Here is a 22,897-nt window from a genome sequence, read left to right on the forward strand (position 1 = left end):
CGCACAAGATCACTTCGTATAGTTGCCGATGATCTCACCTGTTTGAGCGTTTATTATCACTTTTTTCTCGCTCATGCCTTTTTTAAGCTCGACCTTGTAGATCCAAGTGCCGTTTTTATTATCAAGGTCCGCCTCATCAAGACTCCAGCCAGCCTCAATGGCGAGCGCTTTATTTACGGCCTCGTCGATATTGAGGGTGAGCTTTGAAAAGTCTATCGCCTCATTTGGTAGGATCAATTTTTTATTTTTATCCTTTTGTTTTACGATCTGACCGCTATTTGCGTCGATTTTGATCTCTTTTTTTACATTATCTTTGAAAGACTCTATCTCATAAAAGGTTGTTCCTTTTTTAACATCTACTGAGATATCCTTGACGCTTGAGCCTGGGAAGTTTTTCTCCGCTATGTTTAAGGCATCATTATATGTGATAGCCGCTTGTAAGCCTGTGGCACCTAAAATCGCTGCTAAAACAGCTGCGCTTAATACTTTGTTCATTGTTTGTCCTTTTTATTTTTTATTTCCAACTCTTTGTTTGGATGAGCGCATTATAAAAGTCTTAAATGAAGCTAGAATGAATGGAGGAAAATTTATTTTAACTTCGCCAAAGATTAATATCTAATAGTATTTTGACCGCAAATCAGAACGATATACTTTGAAACAGCAAATAAACCTGAGTTGAAATAAAGAGAAAAATTACAAAAAATAAGAAAACTTAAAGTTCTTGAAATATCGTAAAAATCGGGAGTTTAAAAGGATCTTTAAATATAAATGGCTCCGGATGCTGGGTTCAAAAATATATAATTCTTAAACACTCCAAAATACTCTATAAATCCCTAAAATATCATGCATTTTTACAAATTTTGGGAACAAATAGGGAACAAATTTAGGGGGTATTATGGCAGGAAAACTTAAAAATTACAACTCATCATTCGGAGTCAATAAATATCCGGGAATTTTCTTTAATAATCTAGCTAGCGGCGACGTGGTTTTTTATATGAGAGTTACGCTTGAGGGTAAAAAGGCCAACATTAAAATTGGATCAAAATCCGAAGGCGTAAATATAACCTACGCGTATAACAAAAAGAAAGAATTCGACGCCAAACAAAGAAACGGAGAGCTTCCCGATAGCATATCCAAGAAAATAGCTGCCAAGAATAACAAAAACTCGCTTAAATTTGATGAGATCGCAGACGCCTTTTTTAATTTTAAACTAGAAAAAGAACCTGATAACGCCATCAATATAAAAGAGCAAAGGCGAGATTATGAAATTTACCATAAGGATAAGTTAGGCGGTCTAGTCACGACACAGATAACGCCAGAGACGATAAGCGAGCACCATAAGGATATCTCTCAAATCATCTCTCCTAAAACCAAACGTAAATTATCGCAATCTCGCATAAATGCCATAATGGGTATAGTTAGGACGATTTTTAATCACGCTATAAAAAATGACCTTATCGATCATATTAGCCCGTACAAAATAGAGCTAAAAAAACCAAATAACAAGCGAGAAAGGTTTTTGGAGCTTATCGAGATAGAACTTTTACGCAAAGAAGTAGCGGGCAAGAAAGACTTCGCCCTAGGGCTGTTTGTTGAGCTTGCTTTATGTACGGGATCTAGGTTAGAAGGAATTTTAAATATCAATAAAAAGGATTTAGCGCTATCGACCAAGTCGGTCGCTATAAGCGACTTTAAGACAAAGAGCACGTATACAGGGTTTTTAAGCAAAAGGGCGTTAGAAATGATAAATCAAATTTATACCGCCCTATCCCCGAACGATTTTTTAGTAAATAAGCCAAAAGCCACTATCCAAAACGTCTTACAGCCGTTACTAAATAAGCTTTTTAATCAGAATTTAGATATAAGCGACGCAACCAATAGAGTAGTCATTCACACCCTTAGGCATACGTTCGCTTCGCATCTTGCCATAAAGGGCACTCCGATACTAACGATAAAAAAGCTAATGAACCACTCGGACATCAATCATACCCTAAGATACGCTAAACTAATGCCGGACAGTGGGCGAGAGATGGTGGAGAGGTTGTATGAATAATTTTATATCAAGTTGTTTATTCAGCAATAAGTATATAAAACAAACCGCAATTTATATCATATATGGTATACGGCTTAGTTATAGAGAAGGATTGCAATACGGAGCGTAAAATTTGCAAACGAAGCCATAAAAGACGAGTTCCTAGGATTACCCGTAGAACTTAGACAACGAAGCCATAAAATGTTCGAGCTCTTAGAAACCATGACAATACTTTAGGAGCACCGTATACCAAAAGCCTAAAAGGCAGATTGTTTGAGATACGCATAAAGCCTGATGAAGGTATAGCTAGAAGCATATATTGTTATGAAATCGGCAAAAGAATAATAATCCTGCTAAATTTTGTTAAAAAACGCAAAAGACGCCAAAAAGCATACTAAATTTGGCAGAACAAAGATTAAAGGAGTTTAAAGATGGGAACCCTTAATTTTAGAGAAGTTTTAAAAGAATAGCTAAAAAATCCGGAATTTAAAGCGCAATACGATGCGTTAGAGGACGAATATAAAGCCATAGAAGCTTTAATAGACGCTAGAAATGAAGCCGGACTAACTCAAAGCGAAGTAGCTAAAAGGATGGGCATAACCCAATCAGCTGTAGCCATAATAGAAAGCGGAGCGTATAATATCAAATACAAAACATTCTTTAACTACATAAAAGCTTGCGACAAAAGAGTGGCGATAGTTTGAGTGAGATTAATTATCTAGCAAATACTCAAGTCAATACAGAAGAAAATATTAAGCTTTGTTGATTATCAAATCGGGGCTTTTTGCAAATACGACTGTTAGTAATTTGGAAAGAAATAAGATCGTTAGGGTATAAATATATTTTTAACACGATAAAATCGAGATTTTTAATACGACTACAAAAATAAATACGACTATATTATAGCGATGCTTGTTTTATTAAACAATCTTAATCCCGCACAAAAATACTCTTCTTTTTGATTTTTATTTCTTACTCAAAAAACAATATCTACTTTAATCTTTATTTATGCTATATAAAAACCAACAAAATCTCATTTTTTAAAATTTGTACTAAAATACCAAATAAAAAACAAAAATAAATTTCCGTATAAACCAAAATTTACTTTAACTTAATAAAAGACAATCGCTTCAAATTCCATAATGCAGTCTTAGAACTTGATATCATTTATCAAAACATCAAGAATAAACAACCCCCACATAAGACAATATGTTAATATACTTACTTAGCAAACTCAAATTGAGTTTGCTGTAAGGTCTTAGCAGACGGCCAATATTTTTCTTTGGCAGAGCAAAAGAAAAATATAAAAACTTAGACGAAACTTTATCGCTCGAAAATGATTTTTCATCGGCAAAATGTCTAGGTTTTCATATAAAAAGCCCTTAATGAATATAATTAAGGGCTTTTTATATACGGTCGGCGTGTTTGAGTCATGCACGGGCTATATAACAGTAAAATACGGCTTGACAAAATTAGTTTTTTGACTCGACTCTATAATATAAATTTCCTTCTCGGTCTTACGTCAGGCCGCAAATTATATTTATGATTTTTCAAGATTTAACCTACATATGCGGCAAGTTATGTGCGATCTCGTTCTAGCCTTATGCTATTTTTTATTATTCCTTCATTTCTTATGCAAATAATAGATAATGATAAAATCGTGGTCAAAAATATCTTAAGATATATGCTAAATTCGCATATACAAATCATCATCAGATACCGATAAAAACGCGCTAAAATACGTTTAAGTTTTTGCTTGATTTAAGCAAGATTTCACTACAATCAAATCATAAATTTAGATTTTCAAGCTATCATTTCGCAAAAATTAAGGAAAATCATGCAACCTATTTTTACGACCCAAATCACCAAATTTAAAGGCGCGCAAAAAAGCGTCGTTGATGATATTTTGGTGCGCGAGATCAAGCTTGAGATCTACATAAACGGCAAGCGTTTCGGCGCGCTCATGGCGACTCCGACCGATCAGGAGGCTCTAGCTGCTGGCTACCTAATCAGCGAAAATTTGATCGCAAGCCCTGAGGATATCGAGAGCATAGAGCTTTCAAGCGACGCTTTAAACGTGCGGGTAAAGGCTAAAATCAACGAAAAGCGCCTCGAGCAGTTTGACGAGGAAAAGGTGATAATCAGCGGCTGCGGACGCAGCTCGACGGCAAATATCGACCCGGGGGCTATGGCGGCGCGCTCCATAAAGGCCGACGTCAAATTTAACAAAGACGAAATTTTGCACCAGATGGGGCAGTTTTACACGCAGTGCGAGCTTTATGAGATGACGGGCTGCGTGCATACGGCTAAGCTTTTCGTGAACGGAGAGCAGTTTTACATCGGCGAGGATATCGCTCAGCATAACACCATAGACAAAGCCGTCGGCAAAGCTATACTAGCCGGCGCGCAGCTGCAAAATTCGTTTTTGATGGTGAGCGGCAGGCTCAGCTCCGAAATGGTCGCAAAAGCCGTCATGCACGGCATCCCAGTGCTCGTCTCGCGTACGGCTCCGACTAGTCTTGGCGTCGTGATAGCGCGTAAATTTAACCTAACGCTGTGCGGCTTTGCTCGCGGCGAAAACATAAACGTGTATAGCGGCGCAGAGAGAATCTATGAGTGAGCAAATCCGCGAACTGATAACAAAACTGTTAAATCCAAAGGGCAGGTTAGACTGCGGCGCGGCGTTTAAGATCGCCGCAAAGCTAGGCGTAGAGATCGGCGAGGTTAGCGACGAGGCTGAAAAAATGGGCGTAAAGATCGACAACTGCGAGCTGGGACAGTTTGGCGGGCTAGAAAACGGACGCGGCAAATACACCGTGATGACGCAGCTAAAACAAATGACCGACGAAAAGGGCAGAATACTGTGCAAAGACGCTAGAGACGCAGCTGCGGGCGTGGGGCTAAAGACGATCCGCTCTACGCTAAAAGACTATAAAATCGACGTAAAATACTGCCAGCTGAGGTGTTTTAAGGAGAAGAAAGGAAAAAAGATGAGAGTAAAAACCAAAACTTGGATAGAAAACGACGAGGGCGAGCTGATATTCGGTAAGGGCAAAACCGAAGTCCTAGACGTCATCGCCGAGGTCGGCTCGATCTCAAAGGCCGCCGAAATCCTAGGAATGAACTATAAAAAATGCTGGACTCATCTGCAAATTTTGCAAAAAAATCTAAAAGAGGAGCTTTTTACGACTAGGCAAGGCGGCGGCGAAAATGCCGGTACGACGCTAAACGAGCGCGCGCATGAGCTCATAAACGCCTATAGGCAGCTACAAAACGACATCGAGGACTTTGCGGATAAGCGCTTTAAGGAGCTGTTTTTGAAAAAAGACGGCGAGAAAAAGGACTCGGCCAAAGACGACGCAAACGATAAAAAGAAATAAAACCACATCAAATTTAAGGGAGAAAAAATGTACGTAAAACTAAACGATAGGGTCTATCTAAACAAAGACAAGATAACTAGAATAAAGGTAGATAGCGTCCAAGACGGTATCAGGATTCGCTTCTATGAGGGGCAAAATCAGGTCGCTAAAAGCGGACGCTTCGAAACCGAGGCAAAAGCCATCGAGTGGCTAGAGAAAAATTTTATAAATAAATAATAAAATGGTCGTGAGCTTCTGCGGCTCGCGCTTCTGTGCTTTATCAAGTTAAATTTGCCGCTTTGCGGTTAAATTTAGCTTGCTCAAATTTAATCTCCAAATTTACTAAATCGTTTCCACCGCAAAAGCCCTAAATTTGCGAAAATTTAATATAATTACCGCATCAAATTTAAAGAGTAAAAATGGCAAATTTAGACGAAATACGAAAAAAAATCATACTAAAACCGGGCGTGCGCTATTTTGACTACACCGCTTCGGGGCTTGCTTATGGACCCGTTGAGCGCGAGATAGGCGAAATTTTAAAAACCTACGCCAACACCCACTCCGACAGTAGCTCAAGCGCGATCATCACGCAGCGGCGCTACGAGGGCGCGAGAGAGAGTCTAAAAAAGCTACTGGGGCTTGACGAGCGGTTTTGTCTCATCGCTTGCGGACAGGGCGCGACGGCTGCGATCAAGAAATTTCAAGAGATACTCGGCATCTACCTGCCGCCTGCGACCAGAGGCGCGATCGGCGAGGCAAATTTACGCGCCGCGCGGCTTCCGCTCGTGCTCGTTTCGCCGTATGAACACCACTCAAACGAGCTTAGCTTCCGCGAGGGGCTTTGCGACTACATGCGCGTGCCGCTTAGCGAGTCCGGCGAGATCGATCTGCTAGCACTTGAGCGTATCTTGAAGATTAACGCGGGACGCCGCATCATCGGCTCGTTTAACGCCGCCTCAAACGTCACGGGTGTCATCAGCGATTACAAAAAGATCAGCGAGCTAATCAGGGCCGCGGGCGGTATCGTGGCCTTTGACTGCGCGGCGCTAAGCTCGCACGCAAATTTAGATTGCGACCATTTCGACGCGATTTTCCTCTCACCGCATAAGTTACTGGGAGGGCCTGCAAGCTGTGGGCTTTTGGCGATCAAAAAGGATCTGCTTAACAGCGATGTACCGACGTTTGCCGCGGGCGGGACGGTCGCCTACGCTAGCCGCGAAGGGCACGTGTTTTTGAAAAATCCCGAGCAGCTAGAAGAAGGCGGTACGCCGCCTATTATCGGGCTTATGCGGGCAAATTTGGCTTACGCGCTGCGAAACGAGGTGGGCTTCGAGCAAATAAAAAACGCCGAGGACGAGCTCGCACGGCTTTTTGAGCGCGAGCTAGCAGGCATTGACGAGGTTATAAACTACTCTCCGAAGGGCGCGCCGCGACTGCCGATAATTTCGTTTAACGTGCGCGGCGTCTCGGCGTATGATTTCGCCGCGAGCCTTAGCAATGACTTCGGTATCCAGACGCGCGCGGGCGTGATGTGCGCGGGGCCGTACGCTCACGATCTGCTGGGTATCAAGGAGGGGCGTATGCCAGAGAGCAAGCCTGGCTTCGTGCGCGTGAGCCTGCACTACACGCACACCGAGCAGGACGTGCTATATCTCACGGGCGCGATAAAATCCTGCATCAAAAAGCACCGTGACCTTTGGGGCGAGGAAAAGGCGATGTATGAGATGTTCGGCGGGAAAATTTAGCTTTACAATAGTGGTTAAACGGAAGTAAATAAGTTTAAGGAAATATAATAAATGAAAATTCAAATAATATCTTACTCCACAATATTTAAAATAAATGATCCGCACATATCTTGTACTATTAGCACTTTTGAACGTCCTAAGAGTTTTGATGAATTTGATATAAATGTTATAGATTTAAATAGTCCTAACTTATGGAGTTTTAACTCAGAACACCAAAAGTGCACTGAGGCCGTATATCACCTTAAAACATTAAAAGAAATTATGAGAAACTCAAAAAGAGGTATATTTATCATAATAATGCCTGCAAATATAAAGGTATCAGTGCATTATTCTGAATGTTATACAAATCAAACCGTTGCAATTAAAGATATTCTCAAGCAAGTTAACCAGGAATTATCTACACTGGTTTTGTCTAATATAAAGTTAAGATATGAAATAAGCACAACAACCATAGACGAGCAAAATTTTTATTCCGATTTTATATTTGACAATGTGGATGGCAAAACTATCAAATGGTCAAATGGAGGTAAGAGCACAATAGTCAAACATAATGAGAGGCTATATTCGACTACTCTTCTTATCAAAAACGCAACTAATGATTTAGAAATTTTAATATCATTTATTGTTTCTAGATTCCAAAAATCCGATGTTCCTGATTGGTTTAATGGTTTTGAGTATTTCGATGATGTAATGCTGAAAAACAAACGCAACAAATTATTGGATATATATCGGCAAATTGAAGATATAGATAGGCAAATTGATGAAAATAATAAATTCAAATCAATCCTATATTCAACAGGAGATGAGCTAGTTGGTGTAGTGAAGGAAATTTTAGTAGATATTTTCAAACTAACAGACAGTCATTTTACAGATGTGAAAAAAGAAGATTTTAGATTCGAATTTGAAGATGTTAACTTTATGGTAGAGATAAAGGGAATAAAAACAAACGTCAAAAATAGCAATATAGCACAGTGCAAGAAACATGTAACTGATTTAATAGCCGAAGACGATACCAAGTCTCCTGGCAATGTAAAAGGCTTGCTAATAGTTAACCCTCAACGTGACATAGAGCCTGGCAAAAGGGAGCCGATACATGCCAATCAAATAAGCTATGCAAAAAGTGAAGGTATATTAATAATAACGACTTTAGAATTACTAAAATTATATCAAGCATACACTAAAGACGAAGTTGTTAGTAATAAATGTTTTGAGACGTTTAAAAATAACGTCGGAGAGTTTAAATTTGAAGAAGAGGCAAAATAAATTTTGATTTATAAAAAGGGCGCAAAGCGCGCCCGAGTTTGCGCGAGTAGAGTCAAATTTACCCCAAGCGTGCGTAAATAAAATTAGTTCTTGCGAGTATTCGCGTCAGGCGTGAAAAGCGGCTTATCTAGCAGCTTAAAGTCGCCGATAAATTTCTGACCCTCTTCGCTTGTAGCCCATTTTATAAATTTCTCTGCATTTTCGATGTCAGTTTTAGGGCAGTGTTTTGGATTTACTGCGATTAGAGAGTAGAAGTTTTTAAGATCGTTGTCGCCCTCGTTGATGATGACCATCTCAGGATGACCTTTTTGGTTTGCTTCATATTTAATGTAAGTACCGCGGTCAGTAAATGTAACGCCTTTTTGCTCAGCAGCAGCATTTATCGTAGCTAGCATGCCTTGACCTGTTTGCATATACCAGCTATCTTTTTCAGGGACTTCACCAGCGATCTTTTTCCAGATGCCTTTTTCTTTATTGTCTGTGCCTGATTTATCGCCACGTGAGAAGAATTTGATACCATCTTTTTTGATAAGTTCAAAGCTCTCTTTTATATCTTTACCTTTAAATTTATCAGCGATAGACTTGTCAGCGATAACGACAAAGTCATTATACATTACGGCATTTCTTTTTAAGCCAAAACCTTTTTCTACAAATTCTTTCTCAACTTTTGGTGAGTGAACGAAAAGTATGTCAGCGTTGCAGTCTTCGCCAAGCTTTAGTGCAGCGCCTGTGCCAACAGCTGTCCATTTTATATCAACGCCTGTTTTTGCCTTATAAACCGGATAGATCGCGTCAAGCAAGCCAGTGTTATCTGTACTTGTTGTAGTCGCCATGATTAGTTCATTATCAGCGCCAAACGCCAAAACTGCGGCTGCTAGTGAGCCTAAAATAATCTTTTTCATTTTTCTCCTTTAAAAAAAATTGTGATATTATAGCACATTTAAAATAATCTTAAGAAATATGCTAGGAAAGAATAATTGGATTTTTTACTTCACGGCTTTGCAGAAGCCTTTAATCTACTTTTAAACGGCAATCTTGAAACATATTCAGCCATCAAGGCTACCCTTTACACATCAAGCGTGTCGATACTTTTTGCCGTTCTTATAGGCTTTCCACTTGGTTTTTCGCTTGGATTTTATGACTTTAAGGGCCGCAAAATTTTACGCCTTCTAAGTGACACAGCTCTTGCCATGCCAACGGTTGCGATCGGCCTTATTTTATATGCGTTTATCACGAGAAATGGCCCGCTTGGCAGCTTAAATTTACTCTTTACACTAAAAGCGGTCATGCTAGGCCAGTTTGTGCTAGCCCTTCCTATCATCATCTCGCTTACTGCAAGCGTGGTTGAAAATATGGAGACAAAGCACTATCTAACTATCCTAAATTTACGCCTTGCGCCAGCAAAGCTAGTTTTTTGCGTGCTTTATGAGTTGCGCTACGCTCTCATGGTAGTTATCGCCACAGCCTACGGCAGAATCGTGGCTGAAGTGGGCATTGCGATGATGATAGGTGGCAACATCAAGTATTTTACCCGCACGATCACGACTGCGGTGTCGCTGGAGACGAACAAGGGCGAGTTTGCCATGGGTATCGCGCTGGCTTTGGTGCTCATCTTTATCGCGTTTGCCGTAAATTTGGCGATACACGCGCTAAAAAGGCTTGACCGATGAAATTTGACAAATTTGAAAAATTTACGCTCGCAAAAAGCGCGCTAGGCGCGTCAAACTTGAGTCTTTTCGTAAATTTAACGAGAAAGGCGCAAAGTGATAAACGTTAGAAATTTACGCCTAAACTACGGCGCGAGCGAGATTTTAAACATCCCGCGCCTTGATATCGACGTCACCAAAATCACCGCGCTAACTGGCAGCAACGGTAGCGGCAAAAGCACACTAATGCGAGTAATGTCGTTTTTACAAAAGCCCACTAGCGGCGAGGTGCGGCTGTGGGGAAGTAGCGCGCCGAGTCTAAATTTACTGCGCGACGTTAGCGTTTTGTTGCCAGAGCCCGCGCTTTTAAAACGCTCCGTGAGGGAAAATTTTAGAGCCGTTTTAAAAAGCCGCGGAGTGTTGGGGGAATTTGACGAGCGAGCGAGCGAGGCGTTAAATTTGGTCGGGCTTGACGAGAGCTTTTTAAGCAAGCGCCACTTTGAGCTAAGCTCGGGGCAGACGCAGCGCGTTAGTTTTGCGTTAAATTTGGCGCTTAGATCGCGGCTTTATCTACTCGACGAGCCGACAAATAGCGTGGACGCGGGCACCTCAAAGCTGTTTGGCAAGGCGGTGCTTTATATGCGGCAAAGATACGGCTGCGGCTTTGTGATCGCTAGCCACGATGATAAATGGCTAAGCGCGGTCGCCGAAGAAAACGTCTTTTTGCACAAGGGTCGCGTGTGCGAATTTGAATACAAAAATATTTTCGACGCGCATGGCGGAGTTTTAAAATTTGACGAAAACGCGAGCGTAAATTTGCCGCAAAATTTACGTAACGCCGTAAAGATCGCCGTAAATCCAAGCAAAATAACGCTAAGCAAAACGCCGATAGATGGGTATTTGGGCGGCATCTTGCACTCGGTTTCGCTCTATCTTGGCAAAGAGCTTTTGGTGAAAATCAAAGTCGGCGACTTTTTGATTAAAACGCTGGCGGCGAATTCGCAAAATTTTAACGTCGGCGAGAGGATTTATTTTAAATTTGACGATGAAGCGTTTTTGGGGCTTGAGTGAGCCCTGAAATTTTGCAAATTTCGCTTCAAATTTTAAATTTAGACTCGTTTAACGCCCGTTAAAAGAGCCTAGTTAAAAGTAAATATCAAAATGAAGCGTAAATGCAATATATATGCTGAAATTTCATATTTATTTTATCTCCTAAAATTCGCCGTAAGCAATATGCAACTAAGGCATATTTAAGCATATATTAATTTTTTTGATTTATTTTTTTTTAAGTATAAGAAATAAGCCAAAAAGTAGTATAGTTTCACAATCGAGAAAAATCTCAAAAAATAGACAAAAATGATAAAGGAAGGCGATGACTAGCAAGGGCGAATTTGCGGCGGGACGTGGGCTTTACTACTCGCTATTTTCGCGTTTTTTCGTTTTTAGCCAAGGCGCTGATAGATTTAGCGGCGTAAATGCGATGCTAGGCCTTGCCTCGGCGCACGCTCTAAACGAAGAATCGGCCGCCGCGATAATGCGCATACAGGCAAAATTCGACGAGAAAAATTCGCAAAATTTAGCGGATGAATTCGATGAAATTTTCCACGCTCTGCCAAGTCCGCTTAGAAACTCGCTGTCCTACTACGACGAGGGCTACGAGGTCGGACACGCCTGCGCAAAAGTGCGTAAAATTTTAGCCCGCACAGACATTAGGCGCGACGAGGCTAAATTTAAAGAAAACGAAGACAACGTGGGTTTCGTGTTTGCGCTAATGAGCGAATTTATCGCGCGAGAGAGCGAGCTGGAGCTATACGGCGAGCTTGAGGAGCAGCTTTTTAAAGAGATCATAAACCCAAACATCGACGAGTTTATAAATGATCTTTTTAACCACGAAAGCAGCAAAATTTACAAAGACGTCGCAGTGCTTTTGCAAGGATTTATAGAGTTTGAGCGCGTAGTTTTAAGCGCGCCGCGTCCTATAAATCAAGGCGAAAACAAAAAAACTTTGGACGGAGTTTCAAGATCTGAGGCCATAAGAAGACAAAAAAACCGAGTGAGAAAGATAAAAGCTATGGAGGAAGAAAATGCAAAAAAATAGGCGAGAATTTTTAAAAAAGGCGGGGCTAGTCGGCGCGGCAGCGGCTACGGCCGGAGTAGCGACGGCAGCGGCGTCAAACCTAAAATACGGTAAAAGCAAAAAGACCGAAGTGCTTTATAAAAGAAGCAAAAACTGGGATCTATACTACGAACAAGCGAAATAAATAAAATTTAAGAAAGGATAAATATGTCTGAGGCAAATTTACGTCTTATGCCCCACTCAAACGCAGTCGGGCGAAGATCGTTTTTAAAAATGGCCGCGCTAGCAGGCGTAGCGGGCGGCATGAGCGGGCTGGCTGCTAGCGGCGTAACTAGAAGCGCCACAAAAGAAGAAATGGCAAATCCGTTTCCAAACTCTAAAATCGTAAAAACCGTTTGTACGGTTTGCTCCGTTGGATGCGGAGTGCGCGCCGAGGTAGAAAACGGCGTTTGGGTACGCCAAGAAGTAGCCCAAGATCACCCGGTAAGCGCGGGCGGCCACTGCTGTAAGGGCAGCGACGTCATCGATATGGTGCGCTCTCACTGCCGCGTGAAATACCCGATGAAAAAAGTAGGCGGCAAATGGAAACGCATCAGCTACAAAGACGCGCTTGACGAGATCGGCGCCAAATTAAAAGCGTATCGCGAGAAAAACCCTGAACAAGTGATGTTTCTAGGCTCTGCAAAAGATTGCAACGAACAAAGCTACTACATCAGCAAATTTTCCGCGATGTTTGGGACGAACAACCTAGATCACCAAGCTAGAATTTGACATAGCGCAACAGTCGCCGGTGTGGCGAATACGTGGGGTTATGGAGCTATGACTAATCACCTTGGAGATATCCAAAACGCGAAGTCTATCTTTATAATCGGCGCAAATCCGGCTGTAAACCACCCGGTGGGATTTAGGCATTTTCTAAAAGCGAAGGAAAATAACGGCGCAAAGCTGATCGTTGTCGATCCAAGATACACGAGAACTGCTGCAAAGGCTGATTATTTTGCTCAAATTCGCCCGGGTACGGACATACCTTTCATGTATGGCATGATGAATCTCATCTTTGAAAACGGTTGGGAAGATAAGAAATTTATAGATGACCGCACGTACGGCATCGACGAGATCCGCAAAGAGGCTGCAAAGTGGACGCCAGAAGTGGTCGAAGACGTAACCGGAGTACCGGCTGCGACGCTAAAAGAGATAACGGAAGTTTACGCTAAAAACCGCCCTGGATCGGTCGTTTGGGCGATGGGTCTAACTCAGCATACCATAGGCAGCTCAAACACTCGTATCGCTCCGATCCTGCAACTAGTACTGGGAAATATGGGCGTATCAGGCGGCGGCTGCAACATCCTGCGCGGTCACGACAACGTCCAAGGCGCCAGCGATATGGCAAACGCGCCAGATAGCCTGCCTGGATACTACGCTAAAAACGAAGCCACGTGGAAATACTTCGCTAAAATGTGGAAAGTAGACTACGAGTGGTTGCAAGGTAACTTTATAAAACCTGAATGGATGTTTAAGCCGGGATTTACCCTAGCTCGCTGGTGGGCAGGCGTACTTGACGGCAAAAACGGCAATGACCCGGTTGAAAACGCAGGCGATAGCCTAAAAGCCCTAATCGTCATAGGCAACGGCATCACCTCTACCGCACAACAAGCAAAAGTACAAGAGGGCCTTGACGGCCTTGAGCTTTTGGTGTTGCTTGATCCTTTTGTAAACGACGCCGGCGTTATAACAGACAAAAAAGACGGCGTCTATCTACTGCCTGCAGCGACGCAGTTTGAAACCAGCGGCACGGTCGTAGCGACAAACCGTAGCGGTCAGTGGAGAAGCCAGGTCGTAGAGCCTCTGTTTGAGAGTATGCCAGATCACGAAATTTTATTTGAGCTTGCCAAAAGGCTAGGCTACTATGACGAGCTAACTCGCACGATCAGAGACTCCGAGGGCAAGATCGAGTGGCCTGAAGCAGCCACTCGCGAGATCGCTAGTATCGTAAAAAGCATCGGTCTAACCGGCTGGACTCCGGAGCGTCTAAAACGCCATCAGGCTAACTGGGATAAATTTGACGAAAAAACGCTAATGGGCAAAGAGGGCACCGAGGTAGCGGGCGAATACTACGGCTTGCCGTGGCCTTGCTGGACGGAAAAACACCCTGGCAGTCCAAATTTATACGATATAAGTAGACCGGTAATGCAAGGCGGTATGGGCTTTAGAAACCGCTTCGGCCTAGAGCATAACGGCGTAAATCAGCTAGCTGGCGACGGTAGCGCGCCTGTAGGCGGAGCGCAAAGCGGCGGATATCCGGAGATCAAAAAAGATAACATAGAAAAGATACTAGGCATCAAGCTAACGGATGAAGAGCGCGAAAAAATGGGCGCTACTTGGGCCACGGACGGTAGCGGTATAATCGCAGAAAAATGTATGGAAAAGGGTATTGCACCGTACGGCAACGCAAGAGCTAGAGCGGTAGTTTGGACCTTCGTCGATCAGATACCGCAGCACAGAGAGCCGCTACATACTCCTCGCCAAGACCTTGCGCAGAAGTATCCGAGCTTTGAGGATAAGCCGAATCACTACCGCGTATTTACGAAATACAAGAGCTTGCAGCTAAGTAAGGACTTCTCGAAAGAGTTCCCGATAAATTTGACTACGGGACGCCTTGTAAACTTTAGCGGTGCTGGCATGGAAACGCGCGCTAGTATGTATCTATCGCGTATAACGCCTGAGATGTTTGCGGATATCCACCCTGAGCTTGCGGCTAAACACGGCATTAAAAACTGGGATTTCGTATGGATTCATTCGCCTGAAGGCACGAAAATCAAGGTACGAGCTAGAGTCGTACCGTCGGTTAAACCAGATACTATATTCTTGCCGTTTCACTGGGCTGGATACATGCAAGGCGTCGATATGACGGGTAATTTCCCAGAAGGCACCAAGCCTTATGCGGTAGGCGAGAGCGCAAATACCGTCGCTAACTACGGCTACGATATAGTCACTCAAATCCCCGAAACCAAAAGCGGTCTATGCCGCATAGAAAAGGCGTAAAATGAGCGAATTTAACGATAACAATAGACTTAAATTTTACTGCGACGACGATAGATGTATCGACTGTAACGGCTGTGCGGTAGCTTGCGACGAGGCTCACGAGCTGCCTCTTGGCATCCGCCGCCGCCGCGTCATCACGCTAAACGAAGGCGTACCAGGTAAGGAAATTTCAACCTCGATAGCCTGCATGCACTGCGAGGACGCGCCGTGCTCGCTGGTTTGCCCGGTTGATTGCTTTTATATCAGGAGCGATGGTATCGTACTACACGACAAAGATATCTGCATCGGCTGCGGATACTGTCTATACGCGTGTCCGTTCGGTGCGCCTCAGTTCCCGCGCGAGGGAGTTTTTGGCGCCAAAGGTTCGATGGATAAGTGCACGATGTGCGCAGGCGGTCCGCTACCGACGAATAGCGAAGCCGAGCGCGAAGAGTACGGCCAGGATAGAATTTCCGAAGGCAAAGTGCCGGTTTGTGCGGCGATGTGCTCGACAAAGGCGCTGCTAGTAGGCGAATCTGCAATGATAGAAAAAATCTACGGCGATAGAGTCAAGGCTCGCGGCTACGGCTTTAAAGACCTAAAACAAACTCTGACCTGGAAGCTCGCCTACTATGCTGGCGATAGGCTTAAAATAAAATCTTAAAATTTAGCTCGCTCTCGCCGAGATTGCGAGGGCGAGTAATCTCATCAAATTTGACGCGGTTTGGCTGTGTCAAATTTGACTCACGCTTCTTTGATTTCATTAAATTTTACATGGGTAGTTCGTCAAATTTGAATGCGGGTAAATTTAAAATAAAATAGATAAATTTAAGTAGAAAAGGGCGGTCTCCCGCCCTAAATTTACGCTCTAACAGGCGATAAATACGGATTTGCCGAGTGCATCGACATCTCGTTTTGCTCTCTAAATTTGATAAATTCCTCCTCGCTTAGACGCCTGATATTTGCTATCGTCATCTTTAGCGGCGTGATGCCCGAGAGCGGATCGGGATCGCCGGCGTTGGCTAGCTCGTTACCATCGGCCTCGCTATAGTGGAAGGTCGTAAATATCGTGCCTTCTTTTAGATCCGGATTTACGCGCAGTTTGGCGGCGATCTGGCCGCGTTTGTTTTGTACGAGCGCGTAGCAGCCTTCCTCTAGCTCTCTCTCGCGAGCGATATCCGGGCTCACCTCGATTAGTGCGCCTTCTACGCCCGCGCCGTATTCAAGAGCCGGACACTCTCTAGTCATCGTGCCGGTATGGTAGTGAAAGACCTTGCGTCCGGTCGTAAATAGGCACGGATATACCTCGTCTGGTACTTCGCTAAGCGCGCCGCTACCGACCGGATAGCCGTCCGGGATATTCATCTTGGCTCTAAATTCGGCTTCAGCTTTTGCACGTTCATTTTTATCCTCTACGTAAAGCACCGGCGCAAATCGGAATTTACCGCCAGGCAGCATAGACTTGTGATCTGCGTAAAGTACGGGCGTACCAGGATGCTCCTCGTCGGGGCACGGCCAGCTGATGCCGCCTAGCTTACCTAGTCTATAGTAGCTAATACCGCCGAAAAATTTAGGCATGAGCTCCCTTAGCTCGTTCCAAATTTGCTCAGGGCTCGCAAAGTCAAATCCCTCTAGTCCCATGCGATTTGCGATGTTGCAAACGACTTTCCAGTCGGGTTCCACGCCGCTAACCGGTTCGCTAGCCTTGCGCGTTCGCTGGACGCGTCGAGAGGTGTTGATAAACGTTCCGTCCTTTTCTCCCCAGCCAGCTGCAGGTAGCACCACGTCGGCCTTGTGCGCGCTTTCTGTGAAAAACAAATCCTGCACTATAAAGCAGTCTAGATGATGGACGGCGTGGACGAAGTGCTCGGTCCAAGGGTCGCTCATTACGGGGTTTTCGCCGTAGACGTAGAGGACTTTTAGCTCGCCGCTATCCATTTTATCCGGCGCTTGCGTTAGCTTAAAGCCCGGAACCGGATTTAGCTCAAAGTGCCATACTTTGCGCGCTTGCTCCTGTGCATAAGGGCTATTTACCGCGCCGGCCGGGATGACGTTAGGCAGCGCGCCCATGTCGCATGCGCCTTGGACGTTGTTTTGACCGCGCAGAGGATTTACGCCCGCACCCTTTTTGCCTAAATTTCCGGTTAAAACGGCTAAATTTGATAGCGAAAATACGTTTGACGTGCCGTCGCTAAACTGCGTTATACCCATCGTGTAGCAAATCGCCGCCGCGCCTGCTTTAGCATACATTCTAGCCGCCTCTATGATGAGCTCTTTTTTTATACCGGTTTCGCGCTCGAAACGCTCAGGGGTAAAGTCCTTAACCGCTTCTTTTAGATATTCAAATCCCTCGGAGTATTTCTCGATAAATTCGCTATCTTGCAAATTTTCGGCGATTATGACGTGCATCATCGTATTTAGCGTTTTGATATTCGCTCCGATCGGGATTTGCAGATAGATATCGGCTTTTTTGGCCATATCAGTGCGCTTTGGATCTACGACGATCATCTTCGCGCCGCGCTGAAGTCCGCGCTGCATCTGCATAGCGATGATCGGATGGCACTCGCTCGTGTTGGTACCGATGAGTAAAAATACGTCCGTGTCGGTCGCAAATTCGACCAAATCGTTCGTCATCGTTCCGTTTCCTAGCGTGCTGGCAAGACCTGCCACTGTAGGAGCGTGTCAAAGACGGGCGCAGTGATCGACGTTGTTGCTGCCCTGAGCGCGGAAAAATTTCTGGAAAACGTAGTTGTCTTCGTTATTTGAGCGCGCCGAACTAAAGCCCATGATCGAGTTTGGGCCGTATTTTGCGACTGTGGATTTAAATTTATCCGCTAGGAAATCATAAACCTCCTCAAAACTCACTTCTTCAAGCTCGCCGTGCTTGTCGTAGACGCCGTTTAGCTTTCTCATCATCGGACGGCTTAAGCGTTTAGGAGAGTTTACGAACTCCCATCCGAACATTCCTTTCAAGCAAAGCTCGCCGTCGTTTACGTGGTGGTCTTTGCTAGGTTTGGCGTCTACGATTCTACCGTTTCGCACGATAAGATCGATGCCGCAGCCCGTACCGCAATATGGACAGGTGGTCTTTACGATCTCTTCCATTTTTGCTCCTTTCCGGTATTACTGAAATTTATGAGATTATTATACAACGGCAAATATAAATTTAGTTTTAAGATTAGTATATTTTTTTAAGGATTATTTAAGTAATATGCAAATTTAGAATATTACTTTTTTGGCTAAATTTGCCTTTAAAATCGTATTTTGAAAATAAAATAACATATTAGTCATTTTGGTAAAATTTGTCCCACCGGTACCACTCTATAACAATCTATTAAAGATTTCTCGCTGCCGATAACTTGATTATATCTCCATCCTATCCCTACTATACTTGCCTTTTATCTCATTTTTTATCTCCGTAGGCTCATCATTCAACAGCTTATTAAAATTCGGTATTAAATTGCTTGTTTTTGAGATAAAACTAATAACTTTCGTTTTAAAGTTTTCTAATACAGCTAACTTATCCTGTAAATTTTCTATCGTTTCGTCTTTAACTTTTGCTTCTTCTTTCGGCTCCGATATTTTTCGACATTATGTAGTATCCGCACAAATTCATTTTTTTATTAAATCTAAATAATATTCGCAAATTTTAGTGTTTTTATGTAATTTTCCATAAAATCCCAATCTGGCTCAAAATCGGTTTCGTCTATTATTTTTATGGCTGGCAACAAAATGTTTGTTTTTAGGAGCCTATCGCCTATCCAACTTCTACCGTATGAAAATTTATTTCTTTCTAAGTCTAATATAGTGGTTAAAAACAATCCATTATATTTATTTAGGCGTTCACTGTATCTACAGGAAGTCTTTTCACTCATTCCGATAAAATCATATCCTTGATACAGCGAGTAGCCTGCGCTTCCTTGCTTAAGTTGTATAAAAAAATACAATTGCCCCTTGAAATGCATTCTTTATTGTCATTAAGCGACCACATAAATTCGTATCCGTTTGATTCTTTTTTGCGGCTATATACGCAACGTCTCGCCCCCCCCCTCTATTAAATTATTAGTATTATTTCCTTTTGTTGATTCAATTTTAAATAAAGTTCCCAATTCAAAATACTTCCAATTAGAAATATTTAAATTTTTATTTATTTTTTGCATCTTAGGTGCAGTATTGCTCAGATTTGCTTTTCCTAATTTTACGACAAAAGACGCATATTCTCTTACGGTTTTTTCAAAATTCTTTATTGATATACTAGAATAGTTTGTTTTCATATATGCTTCAGCCAACCATTCGTCATTTGCATTTATTGTTTTTAAAACAGGGATTCCGTCTTTTTAATTTTTTTACGATAAAGATTAAGCCATTCTTTCTCCGTTTCAGCCCACGAGCCCTCAGCCTTCTCTACTCTACCTAATTTTTTTTAAAAAGCATCATCTTTATAATATCCAAAAAATATTTTATGGGTGTAAGAATACCTAACACCCAATTCAAAAACCATACAACACGCTACTGAAGAAGAGCCGGGATGAAAGACATCCGAAGGCAAAGAAAATACTGTTAAAAGAGTGTGTTCTTTCAGCATTTTTTCTTTATAATTTTTGGCCCTCTTTAACTTAAGCTCACGCAAAGGAGCATTAAGTTACGATGAGTTCGATGAAAAACAAATATATAATCCGTTCCCGAATTTCAGAGAAGAAATTTAGAGGAATTCTAAAGTACTTCGCGGAAGATATAGAAGCATCAAAGATATCGAATTTAACTAAAATTTCAGAAGCAACCCTATGTAAAATCTTTAGAGAAATAAGAAATCTTATGTCTAAAGAGCGTGAGAAGATATCTAAGTTTTCAGGCGAGATAGAGATTAACGAAAGCTACTTTGGAGCTAAGAGAGTAAGAGGTCTTGCGCTTGCGCTCTCTTTGAGAAAAGAGGCAGAAGCGCGGCAAATAAAACACCGGTGTTCGAAATGTTAAAGCGTAACGGTAAGGTCTATACCCAAATAGTTAAAAACTGTTCTGCTAATGAACTGATATCGATATTATCGGAGTTTAGCGATCTGGACGAGAGCGTTATTTACTCTGATTGTTGGAAGGCTTATGATGGCTTGGTTGATTACGGAGCCAAAGCGCATTATAGAGTGAAGCACTCTAAAAATGAATTAGCAAATAGTAAAAATCATATCAACGGTATAGAAAACTTTTGAGGATATGCCAAACATAGATTATCTAATTTCTTGCATGCTTCTACCGAATTTTAGCGTTTCGCCCTTGCCGTTAAACCTAAGATTTTTATGGTTTTCAAATTGGTAATTCGTAAAAATAAGCTGATAATGTTTAGTCTTTTCGTCGTTGTGCTCGCTAATCAATAAACACTTTACGCCGTATTTTGCACAGTATGATCTCGCAAATTTAAGGACTCTGTCAAGCGAAACTTGGGCGTTGATAAAATATTTGTCTCGGTTTGGCTTAAACCTTCTTTTGGTTCTTTTGGCCTTTGAGTACCAAAGCTAATAACTATCTCTGAAAATCCGACCATATTTTCACGCCAACGATTCTTTACCGCCTTGCCGTTTTTATCAATTTTAGTTTGGGCTTCGTAGTCGGCTTTCATTTTTTCGTGATATTCTCTCAAAAGCGCTTTTATGTATTTCTTATCATTAAATTCTTTATCTCCGGCTGCGATCTCTCGCATGTGGCCGTTGTTGTTATACTCGCTAAGCACTATGTATCTATTATTTCGGCTGTTGCCTCTAAGATATCCGATCTTAGAGGCATGCTTAGCCTCTCTAACATTGTGCTCATACCTTATAATAGCCTTTTTGAGCGTCAAGAATTCGCTTCTTACGCAAAGAACTAGGCTGTGTCCGCCTATTTGAAGGGCGTTACTCATTTTTAGTCCTTTTCTTTATTATCTACTATAGAAATTAAGAGCATGTTTTAACCCTTTTTTGAAAAATATAAGCCACAATGTCCGTAATCGCAAACGCTATGCGAGAATTCTTTACATCTCCCATTTTGATATAGCGAGGAATATCCCTGCCCTGCGATATACGAAGATCAAGAGTGGATATACCAATACCAAGAATCGCTGCGGTTTGCTTTCTGTCTAAAACTACCTTTCCTTTATATTGGCTAGATATGTGCTCAAGAAGCGCTTTGTATTCCGTGTTAGTAAATAAATCATTAAGTATTTTATTTTTCTCCTTTTGCTTAGTTCTTACATAACTAATTACGGCAACTTTTCATTTACTTTTGCTATTTTGAGTAGTTTTTGGATAGTTTTTGAAAAATTTTTAATACCCTATGGTTCCTTAGAGTATTTTAGAGTAGTCGAGAGTAAAAAAATTGTTTTCTTGTTTTTAAAAACAAAAATAAAGCATCTTAGGTTGACTTAGAAAACATGGCGAGAAATTGGAATATTAAAAAATTTCGGGAACAAATAGGGAACAAATTTTATAAAACTAAGAAAACTTAAAGTTCTTGAAATATCGGTAAAATCGGGATTTGAAAGGGATTTTTGGGTATATATGGCTCCGGATGCTGGGTTCGAACCAGCGACCAAGTGATTAACAGTCACCTACTCTACCGCTGAGCTAATCCGGAACACTTGAAAAGAGTTCGTATTATAGACGAAAAGACATGTTTTGTCAATAAATTTTAGCTTAATTTATAAAAAATCGTACAGAGCCCAATAAATTTTTATAAAAGGCTAAAACTAGCCTTTTATAAATCCACTTGCAATAACCTTATCGCCATCATACATAACACAAAGCTGACCTTGCGCCACACCAAGCGCATTTTGATTTAGCGTTAGTTTCGCCGTTTTATTCTCTTTATCAACCTCAACAAAAGCATCAAGTTTAGGGCTTCTATATCTTATCTTGGTTTCGCACTCAAATTTATCTTTATCTATAAACAAATTTACGTTTTCAAGCTCGACTACCTTTTGAGCCAAGTCATCTTTTGTTCCTACAACGATCTCGTTTTTATCGGCATTTATCTTTATGACGAAATGTGGCTCATGAGCACCAAAAACCTCAAAACCACGGCGCTTACCGATAGTATAGTGCATATAACCTTGGTGACGGCCGATTATTTTGCCATCTTTATCAACCACATTTCCTGGTAAATTTGTATTGTAATGCTTATTTAAAACCTCGATATAAGTATCTTCCACAAAGCAAATTTCACTACTTTCTGCCTGCGTAGCAAATTCTTCAAGCACTTTTACACTTCTTGCAAGCTCTTTTATATCTTTTTTAAATTTATCCCCAAGCGGGAAAATAACATCTTTTAATATCTCTTTTGGCACTTGGGCTAAAAAGTAGCTTTGATCCTTGCTAGGATCTTTTGCACATGTGATAAATCCATCAATAACTTGCACATAATGCCCAGTAGCAAGCTTCTCACAGCCATTTGCCTTTGCAAAATCAAGCAACGCACCAAGCTTTATAAATTTATTGCACAAAGCACAAGGATTTGGCGTCTTGCCCTCTTTATAGAGCTTCACAAAAGGATCATAGACAAACTCGTTAAATTTATCCTGCAGATCCAAAATATGCACCTTTATACCAAGATACTCGCCTACTTTTTTCACTTTTCTGATATTTTCTTCGTGATATCCTGGCTTTTGATGTAGCATCATATAGCAACCTTGCACTTCATGACCAGCTTCTTGCAGAAATTTAGCCGTCATAGTGCTATCTACACCACCACTCATTGCGACCATTATTTTCATATTTTTACCTCTTTGA

The 22,897-nt window shown here is 42.0% G+C and carries 20 protein-coding genes, 1 tRNA gene and 2 pseudogenes; 15 read left to right on the top strand and 8 right to left on the bottom strand.

Going from position 1 to position 22,897, the window contains the following annotated elements:
- Nucleotides 1–9: 9 nt before the first annotated feature.
- The gene (locus CYP64_RS04685; protein ID WP_103648865.1) at nt 10–495 is read right to left on the bottom strand and encodes a PepSY domain-containing protein; all 486 of its coding nucleotides are present in this window, start codon (nt 493–495) and stop codon (nt 10–12) included.
- 400 nt (nt 496–895) lie between these two features.
- Here CYP64_RS04685 and CYP64_RS04690 point away from each other — a divergent pair, with 400 nt between their 5' ends.
- The 8 genes and pseudogenes from CYP64_RS04690 (at nt 896) to CYP64_RS04730 (ending at nt 8,399) form a co-directional block, all read left to right on the top strand.
- Nucleotides 896–2,053 (top strand): tyrosine-type recombinase/integrase, encoded by a 1,158-nt coding sequence (locus CYP64_RS04690; protein WP_103648866.1) that lies wholly within the window; start codon nt 896–898, stop codon nt 2,051–2,053.
- A 245-nt stretch (nt 2,054–2,298) separates the two neighbouring features.
- Nucleotides 2,299–2,430, top strand: a pseudogene (locus tag CYP64_RS10290) (type II toxin-antitoxin system RelE/ParE family toxin); the annotation flags it as partial.
- 141 nt (nt 2,431–2,571) lie between these two features.
- Nucleotides 2,572–2,736 (top strand): helix-turn-helix domain-containing protein, encoded by a 165-nt coding sequence (locus CYP64_RS10450; RefSeq protein ID WP_369008329.1) that lies wholly within the window; start codon nt 2,572–2,574, stop codon nt 2,734–2,736.
- A gap of 1,133 nt (nt 2,737–3,869) precedes the next feature.
- Nucleotides 3,870–4,652 carry a formate dehydrogenase accessory sulfurtransferase FdhD gene (gene fdhD, locus CYP64_RS04710; protein WP_103648867.1) on the top strand — a complete coding sequence of 261 codons (783 nt, stop codon included), beginning with the start codon at nt 3,870–3,872 and terminating at the stop codon, nt 4,650–4,652.
- Nucleotides 4,645–5,412, top strand: coding sequence for a winged helix-turn-helix domain-containing protein (locus tag CYP64_RS04715; protein WP_103648868.1), 768 nt, complete (start codon nt 4,645–4,647; stop codon nt 5,410–5,412). Before fdhD ends, CYP64_RS04715 begins: the two co-directional genes overlap by 8 nt.
- A 27-nt stretch (nt 5,413–5,439) precedes the next feature.
- The gene (locus tag CYP64_RS04720) at nt 5,440–5,628 is read left to right on the top strand and encodes a hypothetical protein (protein ID WP_002951016.1); all 189 of its coding nucleotides are present in this window, start codon (nt 5,440–5,442) and stop codon (nt 5,626–5,628) included.
- A gap of 182 nt (nt 5,629–5,810) precedes the next feature.
- Complete coding sequence (locus CYP64_RS04725) at nt 5,811–7,136, top strand: aminotransferase class V-fold PLP-dependent enzyme (RefSeq protein WP_103648869.1); 1,326 nt, start codon at nt 5,811–5,813, stop codon at nt 7,134–7,136.
- Nucleotides 7,137–7,187: 51 nt separating this feature from the next.
- Nucleotides 7,188–8,399, top strand: coding sequence for a hypothetical protein (locus CYP64_RS04730; RefSeq protein WP_103648870.1), 1,212 nt, complete (start codon nt 7,188–7,190; stop codon nt 8,397–8,399).
- A gap of 83 nt (nt 8,400–8,482) precedes the next feature.
- Here the strand turns inward: CYP64_RS04730 and tupA are convergent, their stop codons facing one another.
- Nucleotides 8,483–9,301, bottom strand: coding sequence for a tungstate ABC transporter substrate-binding protein TupA (gene tupA, locus CYP64_RS04735; protein ID WP_103648871.1), 819 nt, complete (start codon nt 9,299–9,301; stop codon nt 8,483–8,485).
- Nucleotides 9,302–9,376: 75 nt separating this feature from the next.
- On the opposite strand from tupA, the gene tupB reads away from it, so the two are divergent.
- From tupB to fdh3B, 6 genes are all read left to right on the top strand, one after another.
- Nucleotides 9,377–10,069: a tungstate ABC transporter permease TupB gene (gene tupB / locus CYP64_RS04740; RefSeq protein ID WP_087584699.1), complete on the top strand. Its 693-nt coding sequence runs from the start codon at nt 9,377–9,379 to the stop codon at nt 10,067–10,069.
- Between the two features lie 93 nt (nt 10,070–10,162).
- Nucleotides 10,163–11,116, top strand: a complete 954-nt coding sequence (tupC, locus tag CYP64_RS04745; protein WP_103648872.1) for a tungstate ABC transporter ATP-binding protein TupC — start codon at nt 10,163–10,165, stop codon at nt 11,114–11,116.
- A gap of 301 nt (nt 11,117–11,417) precedes the next feature.
- Nucleotides 11,418–12,143, top strand: a complete 726-nt coding sequence (locus CYP64_RS04750) for a TorD/DmsD family molecular chaperone (RefSeq protein WP_103648873.1) — start codon at nt 11,418–11,420, stop codon at nt 12,141–12,143.
- Nucleotides 12,130–12,306: a twin-arginine translocation signal domain-containing protein gene (locus CYP64_RS04755; RefSeq protein ID WP_084040950.1), complete on the top strand. Its 177-nt coding sequence runs from the start codon at nt 12,130–12,132 to the stop codon at nt 12,304–12,306. Before CYP64_RS04750 ends, CYP64_RS04755 begins: the two co-directional genes overlap by 14 nt.
- A gap of 47 nt (nt 12,307–12,353) precedes the next feature.
- Nucleotides 12,354–15,164, top strand: a complete 2,811-nt coding sequence (locus tag CYP64_RS04765) for a molybdopterin-dependent oxidoreductase (protein WP_258032951.1) — start codon at nt 12,354–12,356, stop codon at nt 15,162–15,164.
- 1 nt (nt 15,165) lies between these two features.
- Nucleotides 15,166–15,807, top strand: coding sequence for a formate dehydrogenase FDH3 subunit beta (gene fdh3B / locus CYP64_RS04770; RefSeq protein ID WP_084040953.1), 642 nt, complete (start codon nt 15,166–15,168; stop codon nt 15,805–15,807).
- A 197-nt stretch (nt 15,808–16,004) separates the two neighbouring features.
- Here fdh3B and CYP64_RS04775 read toward each other — a convergent pair whose 3' ends face one another.
- The 3 genes from CYP64_RS04775 to CYP64_RS04795 all read right to left on the bottom strand — a co-directional run bounded on the left by CYP64_RS04775 (nt 16,005) and on the right by CYP64_RS04795 (nt 19,432).
- Nucleotides 16,005–18,248 (bottom strand): molybdopterin oxidoreductase family protein, encoded by a 2,244-nt coding sequence (locus CYP64_RS04775; protein WP_258032942.1) that lies wholly within the window; start codon nt 18,246–18,248, stop codon nt 16,005–16,007.
- Between the two features lie 524 nt (nt 18,249–18,772).
- Complete coding sequence (locus CYP64_RS04790) at nt 18,773–19,090, bottom strand: hypothetical protein (protein ID WP_103648877.1); 318 nt, start codon at nt 19,088–19,090, stop codon at nt 18,773–18,775.
- A gap of 75 nt (nt 19,091–19,165) precedes the next feature.
- Nucleotides 19,166–19,432: a hypothetical protein gene (locus tag CYP64_RS04795; RefSeq protein ID WP_103648878.1), complete on the bottom strand. Its 267-nt coding sequence runs from the start codon at nt 19,430–19,432 to the stop codon at nt 19,166–19,168.
- 358 nt (nt 19,433–19,790) lie between these two features.
- Between CYP64_RS04795 and CYP64_RS10295 the strand changes: the two are divergent.
- Nucleotides 19,791–20,344, top strand: a pseudogene (locus tag CYP64_RS10295) (IS1595 family transposase); the annotation flags it as partial.
- Nucleotides 20,345–20,517: 173 nt separating this feature from the next.
- On the opposite strand, the gene CYP64_RS04805 reads toward CYP64_RS10295, so the two are convergent.
- The 3 genes from CYP64_RS04805 to mnmA form a co-directional block, all read right to left on the bottom strand.
- On the bottom strand, nt 20,518–21,033 hold the full coding sequence (locus CYP64_RS04805) for a hypothetical protein (RefSeq protein WP_258032943.1): 516 nt from the start codon (nt 21,031–21,033) through the stop codon (nt 20,518–20,520).
- Nucleotides 21,034–21,671: 638 nt separating this feature from the next.
- Nucleotides 21,672–21,746: transfer RNA gene (locus CYP64_RS04810), tRNA-Asn, on the bottom strand.
- 112 nt (nt 21,747–21,858) lie between these two features.
- Entirely contained in the window at nt 21,859–22,881 is a 1,023-nt protein-coding gene (gene mnmA / locus CYP64_RS04815) for a tRNA 2-thiouridine(34) synthase MnmA (RefSeq protein ID WP_087576724.1), read from the bottom strand.
- Nucleotides 22,882–22,897: the final 16 nt, after the last annotated feature.

Origin of the sequence: Campylobacter concisus (assembly GCF_002913945.1) — a bacterium.
Taxonomy (GTDB): Bacteria; Campylobacterota; Campylobacteria; order Campylobacterales; family Campylobacteraceae; genus Campylobacter_A; species Campylobacter_A concisus_P.